This window comes from Sphaerotilus sp. (assembly GCF_013299175.1).
Classification (GTDB): domain Bacteria; phylum Pseudomonadota; class Gammaproteobacteria; order Burkholderiales; family Burkholderiaceae_C; genus Sphaerotilus.
The window spans coordinates 1-6,884 of the sequence record NZ_JAAFKF010000147.1; the positions used below are offsets into that span (position 1 = coordinate 1).

The 6,884-nt window shown below is 65.6% G+C and carries 5 protein-coding genes; all 5 read right to left on the reverse strand.

The features are described 5' to 3' along the window. Nucleotides 1-96: 96 nt before the first annotated feature. Nucleotides 97-1,662 (reverse strand): SpoVR family protein, encoded by a 1,566-nt coding sequence (locus tag QZW52_RS17895; protein WP_434738361.1) that lies wholly within the window; start codon nucleotides 1,660-1,662, stop codon nucleotides 97-99. Nucleotides 1,663-1,673: 11 nt separating this feature from the next. After that, nucleotides 1,674-2,966, reverse strand: a complete 1,293-nt coding sequence (locus tag QZW52_RS17900) for a YeaH/YhbH family protein (RefSeq protein WP_294001183.1) — start codon at nucleotides 2,964-2,966, stop codon at nucleotides 1,674-1,676. 59 nt (nucleotides 2,967-3,025) lie between these two features. Beyond that, nucleotides 3,026-4,948 carry a PrkA family serine protein kinase gene (locus QZW52_RS17905; RefSeq protein WP_294001194.1) on the reverse strand — a complete coding sequence of 641 codons (1,923 nt, stop codon included), beginning with the start codon at nucleotides 4,946-4,948 and terminating at the stop codon, nucleotides 3,026-3,028. Between the two features lie 504 nt (nucleotides 4,949-5,452). Next, entirely contained in the window at nucleotides 5,453-6,367 is a 915-nt protein-coding gene (locus QZW52_RS17910) for a ParB/RepB/Spo0J family partition protein (protein WP_294001186.1), read from the reverse strand. Between the two features lie 30 nt (nucleotides 6,368-6,397). Next, on the reverse strand, nucleotides 6,398-6,884 hold a 487-nt coding region (locus QZW52_RS17915; RefSeq protein ID WP_294001189.1), incomplete at its 5' end, for an RBBP9/YdeN family alpha/beta hydrolase.

Here is a 6,884-nt window from a genome sequence, read left to right on the forward strand (position 1 = left end):
GGCTTGAACGCTCGACCCCGGGCTGAACCCCGGGGCTTGTCGCTTCGTCCGGGTCACCGGGCCGGCCTGTCGCGTTGGAGAAGCAGGACGGCGGGTTCAGTTCGCCGAAGCCGGCGCCGGCACCCCCCACCGCTTCGTCACGTCGCCCTTGCCGTTGACGCTCTCCAGGAACACCGCGAAGCCCCACAGCCGCGCCACGTGCTTGAGCACCTCGACGGCGCTGTCGGCCAGCGGGCGGTCCTGGTGCTGGAAATGCCGCAGCGTGAGCGAGCGGTCGCCCCGCAGGTTGACGTTCCAGACCTGGATATTCGGCTCCCGGCTGCCGAGGTCGTATTGCCGTGACAGCATCTCGCGCACGCGCCGGTAGCCGCTGTCGTCGTGGATGGCACTGACCTCGATCTCGGGTTTCTTGTCGTCGTCGTGCAGCGCGAACAGGCGCAGGTCACGCATCAGCTTCGGGCTGAGGTACTGGCCGATGAAGCTCTCGTCCTTGAAGTTGCGCATCGCCTGGTCGAACGCGGGCAGCCACGGCGTGCCGGCCAGTTCGGGGAACCACTGGCGGTCCTCCTCGGTCGGCTCCTCGCAGATGCGCTTGATGTCGGTGTACATCGCGAAGCCGAGCGCGTAGGGGTTGATGCCGCTGTAACCGCGGTCCCCGACGCGCGGCTGGTAGACCACGTTGGTGTGCGACTTGAGCCACTCGATCATCACGCCGTCGGTGAGGTGACCGTCGTCGTACATGGTGTTGAGCAACCGGTGGTGCCAGAAGGTGGCCCAGCCTTCGTTCATGACCTGGCTCTGCCGCTGCGGATAGAAGTACTGCGCCACCTTGCGCACGATGCGCACGATCTCGCGCTGCCAGGGTTCGAGCAGCGGGGCGTTCTTCTCGAAGAAGTACAGCAGATTTTCCTGCGGCTCCTCGGGGAAGCGGCGACTGCCGTGGGCTTCCTCGGCCTTCTCGGCACGGCGCGGCAGCGTGCGCCAGAGGTCGTTGACCTGCTGCTGCGCGTAGGCTTCGCGGTCCTTGCGCTCGGAGAGTTCCTGCGCGAGCGTCTTCTTGCTCGGGCGGCGGTAGCGGTCCACGCCGTGGTTCATCAGCGCGTGGCAACTGTCAAGGAAGGCTTCCACCGTGTCGATGCCGTGGCGTTCCTCGCAGTCGGCGACGTAGTGCTTGGCGTAGACGAGGTAGTCGATGATCGACGCCGCGTCCGTCCACATGCGGAACAGGTAGTTGCCCTTGAAGAAGCTGTTGTGGCCATACGCCGCGTGTGCAATGACGAGGGCCTGCATCGGCATCGAGTTTTCCTCCATCAGGTAGCTGATGCAGGGGTTCGAGTTGATGACGATCTCGTAGGCCAGCCCCATGTGCCCGCGCTTGTAGTTCTTCTCGGTCGAGATGAACTCCTTGCCGTAGCTCCAGTGGCGGTAGTTCACCGGCATGCCGACGCTGGCGTAGGCGTCCATCATCTGCTCGGCGGTGATGATCTCCAGCTGGTTGGGGTAGGTGTCGAGGCCGAAGCGGGCCGCGGTGCGGCGGATCACGTCGTGGTACTGCTCGATCAGCTCGAAGCTCCAGTCGCTCGGGCTGGGCAGCGGCTCGACCGCTCGCTCGGGCGCCAGGAGCGGGCCGTCGTGCAGGTCTCTCATGGCGACAGCGGGCATGGGCGTCGGTTTCATGCGGTGGCTCCTTCCTTCTTGAACAGGTCACGGAACACCGGGTAGATCTGGTCGGCGCTCGTCACCTTGCGCATCGCGAAATGCGGCCCGGACACCTCGGCGAGCCGGACATATTCGTCCCACAGGTTCTGCTCCGGATCGGCCACCTGCACATAGGCGAAGTAGCGGCACAGCGGCAGGATCTTGTTCTGCAGGAGTTCGCGGCAGCGGCCCGAGTCGTGGTGCCAGTTGTCGCCGTCGCTGGCCTGGGCGCCGTAGATGTTCCACTGGTCCGACGGATAGCGGGTGCGGATGATTTCCTCCATCAGCACCAGCGCGCTCGACACCACCGTGCCGCCGGTTTCGGTCGAGTGGAAGAAGCCCTGCTCGTCCACCTCCTGGGCCTGCGTGTGGTGGCGGATGAAGACGATGTCGATCTTCTCGTAATGCCGGGTCAGGAACAGGTAGAGCAGGATGAAGAAGCGCTTGGACAGCTCCTTGCGCCCCTCGTCCATCGAGCCGGACACGTCCATCACGCAGAACATCACCGCCTTGGACGTGGGCACCGGCACCTTCACGCGGCTGCGGAAACGCAGGTCGATCGGATCGAGGAAGGGAATGTGGCCGATCCGCGTGCGCAGCTCGGCGATGCGGGTCTGCAGGTCCAGCAGCACCTTCTCGGCGAGCAGGTCGGTGGGGTGCGGATGCGCCTGCAGCTCGGCAAGCTGGTGTTCGAGGTGGCGCAGCTCGCGCCGGCTGTCGTTGCCCAGCGCGATGCGCCGGCCGAGCGCGCCACGCATCGAGCGCACGATGTGCAGGTTGCTGGGCGTGCCGTCGTTGGTGAAGCCGGCGCGGTGGCTCTTCCACTCGGGCGTCTCGGCAATCTGGGTGCGGATGAGGTGCGGCAGCGCCAGATCCTCGAAGAAGACCTGCATGAACTCTTCCTTGCTCAGGGAGAAGACAAAATCGTCCTCGCCTTCGCCGGAGTCGCTCGCCTGCCCCTGGCCCGAACCGCCACCGGCCCCGCCGCCCTTGGGCCGCTTGATGCGGTCGCCGGTGACGTAGTCCTGGTTGCCGGGATGCACCATGTCGCGCTGGCCGCCTTGCCCATGGTGGAACACCGGCTCGCTGATGTCCTTCTTGGGGATGCGGATGTCCTCGCCACGCTCCAGATCGCGGATGCCACGGCCGTCGATGGCCCGGCGCACGGCACCCTTGATCTGCTCCTTGTAGCGGCGCAGGAAACGCTCCCGGTTGCCGATCGACTTGTTCTTGCCGGAGAGCCTGCGGTCGATGATCTGCTGGAACATGGTTCACCTTGCAATGGTTGGCTGCCCCGGTGCCTCCCGGAGCCAGGGCGGCCGGGGCCTCAGCTCGACTTGCGCACGCGCAAGTACCACTCGCACAGCAGGCGCACCTGCTTGGACGTGTAGCCCTTCTGCACCATGCGGTTCACGAAGTCCTCGTGCTTCTTGGCCTCGTCGTGGCTGGCCTTGGCGTTGAAGCTGATGACCGGCAGCAACTCCTCGGTGTTCGAGAACATCTTCTTCTCGATCACCGCGCGCAGCTTCTCGTAGCTGGTCCAGACTGGGTTCTTGCCGCCGTTGTGGGCGCGGGCGCGCAGCACGAAGTTGACGATCTCGTTGCGGAAATCCTTCGGGTTGGCGATGCCGGCGGGCTTCTCGATCTTCTCCAGCTCGCCGTTCAGCGACCCGCGGTCGAATACCTCGCCCGTGTCGGTGTCGCGGTACTCCTGGTCCTGGATCCAGTAGTCGGCGTAGGTGACATAGCGGTCGAAGATGTTCTGGCCGTACTCGGAGTAGCTCTCCAGGTAGGCGGTCTGGATTTCCTTGCCGATGAACTCGGCGTAACGCGGGGCCAGCAGCTCCTTGATGTAACCGATGTACTTCGATTCGGTCTCGGCGGGGAACTGCTCGCGCTCGATCTGCTTCTCCAGCACGTACATCAGGTGCACCGGATTGGCCGCCAGCTCGGCCGTGTCGAAGTTGAAGACCTTGGAGATGATCTTGTAGGCAAAGCGGGTCGAGATGCCGCTCATGCCCTCGTCCACGCCGGCGTAGTCGCGGTACTCCTGGTAGCTCTTGGCCCGCGGGTCGGTGTCCTTCAGGTTCTCGCCGTCGTAGACCATCATCTTGCTGTAGAGGCTGGAGTTCTCCGGCTCCTTCAGGCGGGTGAGCATGGCGAACTGGCTCATCATCTTCAGCGTGCCCGGCGCGCAGGTCGCCCCGGCCAGCGACGAGCCGCGCAGCAGCTTCTCGTAGATCTTCACTTCCTCGGACACCCGCAGGCAGTACGGCACCTTGACGATGTAGATCCGGTCCAGGAAGGCTTCGTTGTTCTTGTTGTTGCGGAAGGTCTTCCACTCGCTCTCGTTCGAGTGGGCCAGCACGATGCCGTCGAACGGGATGGCACCGAAGCCCTCGGTGCCCTTGAAATTGGCCTCCTGCGTCGCGGTCAGCAGCGGGTGCAGCACCTTGATCGGCGCCTTGAACATCTCGACGAACTCCAGCAGTCCCTGGTTGGCCAGACACAGGCCACCCGAGTAGCTGTAGGCGTCCGGGTCGTCCTGCGCGTAGGTTTCCAGCTTGCGGATATCGACCTTGCCGACCAGCGCACTGATGTCCTGGTTGTTCTCGTCACCCGGCTCGGTCTTGGCGATGCCGACCTGCTTGAGGATCGACGGATACCGCTTGACCACCTTGAAGCGCCGGATGTCGCCCCCGAACTCTTCGAGCCGCTTGACCGCCCACGGACTCATCACGCGGCTGAGGTAACGCGCCGGGATGCCGTATTCCTTCTCCAGCACGGCACCGTCTTCGGCCGGATCGAACAGGCCCAGCGGCGACTCGTTCACCGGTGAGCCCTTGATCGCGTAGAACGGCACCTCCTGCATGAGCTGCTTCAGGCGCTCGGCAATCGAACTCTTGCCGCCACCGACGGGGCCGAGCAAGTACAGGATCTGCTTCTTTTCCTCCAGCCCCTGCGCGGCGTGGCGGAAGTAGGAAACGACCTGCTCGATCGCGTCCTCCATGCCGTAGAACTCGGCGAAGGCGGGGTAGATCTTGATGATCTTGTTGGCGAACAGCCGCGACAGACGGGGGTCGTTGCGGGTGTCGATCGACTTGGGCTCGCCGATGGCCTTGAGCATGCGCTCGGCGGCCGAGGCATAGGCCAAGGGGTTGCGCTTGCACTCGTCGAGGTAGTCTTCCAGCGAGATTTCTTCCTCGCGGGTTCGCTCGTAGCGGGCGGCGAAATTGCTGATCACGTCCATTGCCATTGCAGCCTCCTGGATGAAGTCAGGTGATGGGCGACAGGATCAGTGTCGCGCCACCAGGGAAGATCTGATGGCGTCCCGCATCGGCACTGGCCGGGGCAGGTGGCGTGCGAGGCGCCATCAGAACTTTCCGTTGGTCTGCAAGCGCGGGGGGGTCCGCGTTTGTGTGACTCGGCAATGTCAGCTTCGTTCAACTTGAGGCCATCGGTCCCACGATGTATGCCGATCAGATCGGCCATTTACACCGGCAACCCGGAGGATGCGACATCCACCACGGAAGCCAGACCCTCACTCCTCCTACCACGTCGGACGGGCACCGTGCGTTGACAGCAGCAAGGGACGTGCCCGAACCCACCATCTGCAGCACAGCATGCCGCCAAACCTGTACCGATCGTGACGGAAGGGACGAAGCGCGACAACACCGTATCCATGGATGCTCAGCACAGCAAAAGCCACCCGGACGCGGGTGGCGCGGGGCGGCGGGTCTGTGCTGCGGGGGAATCAGCGGTCGGTGGCGCCGAGCCGGTCGAGCAGACCGCTCAATTCATCCAGCGAGCCAAACGCGATGGCGACTTCGCCCTGCTCGCCGCGACGCGTGCGCTTCTTGACGCGGATCTCGACCTGGGCGGTCAGCAGATCCGACAGCAGCGCTTCCAGCCGCTGCACATCGCGCGATTTGGCCGGTGCCGCGCGCGTGGCTGCACCCGGCTGGGCCAGATCGTGCTGGCGGTTGACGAGTTTTTCGGCTTCGCGCACCGACAGTTTTCGCCCGACCACCTCGTTGGCGCAGGTGATCTGGTGCGCCTTGTCCAGCGACAGCAGCGCACGGGCGTGGCCCATGTCGATGTCACCGGCGGTGAGCATCTGCTGCACCGGCTCGGCCAGTTGCAGCAGGCGCAGCAGGTTGGACGTCGCGCTGCGCGAGCGGCCGACGGCCTGCGCGGCGCTGTCGTGGGTCAGCCCGAATTCGCGGATCAGGCGCTGCACGCCGTGCGCTTCTTCGAGCGGGTTGAGGTCTTCGCGCTGGATGTTCTCGATCAGCGCCATCACAGCGGCGGCCTGGTCCGGCACGTCGCGCACCAGCACCGGCACCTCGTCCAGCCCCGCCAGCCGCGCGGCGCGGGTGCGGCGCTCGCCGGCGATGATCTCGTACATCGGCCGCCCGTCGCGCGAGGCGATCGGGCGCACCAGCACCGGCTGCATCACGCCCTGGGTCTTGATGCTCTCGGCCAGCTCGAACAGCGAGCCTTCGTCCATGCGCGTGCGCGGCTGATACTTTCCGGGCAGGAGCTGGTCGAGCTGGACGGCACCGGGATGCCCCTCCTTGCCGCCGGACTGTGGCGTGGTGTCGCTGACCTGCGGCCCGAGCAGGGCTTCCAGACCGCGACCGAGACCTTTGGGCTTCTTGGTGACCATCCGGCGATTGTCCGCGATCTTGGCGTGGTTTCAGGGCCGAACGCTGGGGGCATTCACCAATGCCGCCAGCAGCGCCAGCCCTTGCGGCCAGTCCCCCAGACCCGAAGCGTCGTTGAGATGTCCGCGCGGCCCTGCCTCCACGGACGGGATCCCCCAGTCGGCACACATCCCGGCCGCACGCTCGGGCGCGCAATAGGGATCATTCGACGACACCACCGCCACCGCCGGGAACGGCAAGCGCCCGCGGCGGATGGGGCGCCAGTTGTGCAACTGCGGCGGCATGTCGGCGCGCTCGGTGTCCGGCGGCGCCACCAGCAGCGCGCACCGCACGCGGCCGGTGTGGCGGCTGTGCGCGGCCCACGCGGCCACGAGCTGGCAGCCCAGGCTGTGCGCGACCAGCACCACCGGGCGGCGATCCGCCCCTGTCAGCAGCACCTCGTCGAGCCGCGCCATCCAGTCACCGCGGCGGGGCCAGGTCCAGTCGTTCTGCTCGATCGTCTCGAAGCCGTGCAGCGCC

Coding starts and splice junctions, on each gene's coding strand:
- QZW52_RS17895 (WP_434738361.1), bottom strand. CDS start 1,662: ATGCCCGCTGTCGCCATGAGAGACCTGCACGACGGCCCGCTCCTGGCG.
- QZW52_RS17900 (WP_294001183.1), bottom strand. CDS start 2,966: ATGTTCCAGCAGATCATCGACCGCAGGCTCTCCGGCAAGAACAAGTCG.
- QZW52_RS17905 (WP_294001194.1), bottom strand. CDS start 4,948: ATGGACGTGATCAGCAATTTCGCCGCCCGCTACGAGCGAACCCGCGAG.
- QZW52_RS17910 (WP_294001186.1), bottom strand. CDS start 6,367: ATGGTCACCAAGAAGCCCAAAGGTCTCGGTCGCGGTCTGGAAGCCCTG.